The organism is Stenotrophomonas sp. INTA L402-1 (assembly GCF_059295135.1).
The window spans coordinates 1-640 of record NZ_JCAFWP010000151.1; the positions used below are offsets into that span (position 1 = coordinate 1).

The 640-nt window shown below is 48.9% G+C and carries 2 protein-coding genes; one reads left to right on the forward strand and one right to left on the reverse strand.

Features of this window, described 5'->3' with window-relative positions; genetic code table 11:
• The coding region (gene ysdE / locus AC5O77_RS22030) for a protein YsdE (RefSeq protein ID WP_214429473.1) at window positions 1-65 on the forward strand (65 nt) is incomplete at its 5' end.
• A 123-nt stretch (window positions 66-188) separates the two neighbouring features.
• On the opposite strand, the gene tisB is transcribed toward ysdE, so the two are convergent.
• Complete coding sequence (tisB, locus tag AC5O77_RS22035; protein WP_000060506.1) at window positions 189-278, reverse strand: type I toxin-antitoxin system toxin TisB; 90 nt, start codon at window positions 276-278, stop codon at window positions 189-191.
• Window positions 279-640 lie beyond the last annotated feature (362 nt).

Consider the following 640-nt stretch of genomic DNA (forward strand, 5'->3'; position numbering starts at 1 on the left):
GCCAGATATACGCCAGGAATGGGGAATTGTTTAGCGGCAGAATATGTAAACAAAAGCGGCAATAAATGTTGCCGGGAGAGATGGTAGGGCGGATAAGATGCGTCAGCATCGCATCCGACACCAACCCGCACGCTAAATATAAAAGGGGAGCGGTTTCCCGCTCCCCTTTGGTGCGACTTGAATCTGAATTACTTCAGGTATTTCAGAACAGCATCAAGCAGTTGCAGTGCTGCAACAATGAGTTTGAGGATAAGAATGGCGATATCCACCAGGCTCATACGCGTCTCCTGTGGTTCAGGAGCACTGCCAGCTGACGTACCTTTCCGCTGCCTGTTGCCAGCTGTTGTGCACGCGGTATCTCAAGGAGAAACGTTGTGCTCGTTGACATAACACAGTGTGCTCACGCGGGGTTAAGGCGCTGACGGCACCACCCGTTTCAGCCAGGACTTAGTGCGCCGGGTAACGATGCGGCCCCCGCATAACACATTGCGTACAGTGATATTATAGAAGTTTACTGTATAAATAAACAGTAATATTTGGACAAAACGCAAACTGTGATCGATACTCAACTATGCACTAAATACGTCAAAATTCGTGCCGAAATTGCGCGTTTTGCGCGGAACACGTATACTTTCTGTGT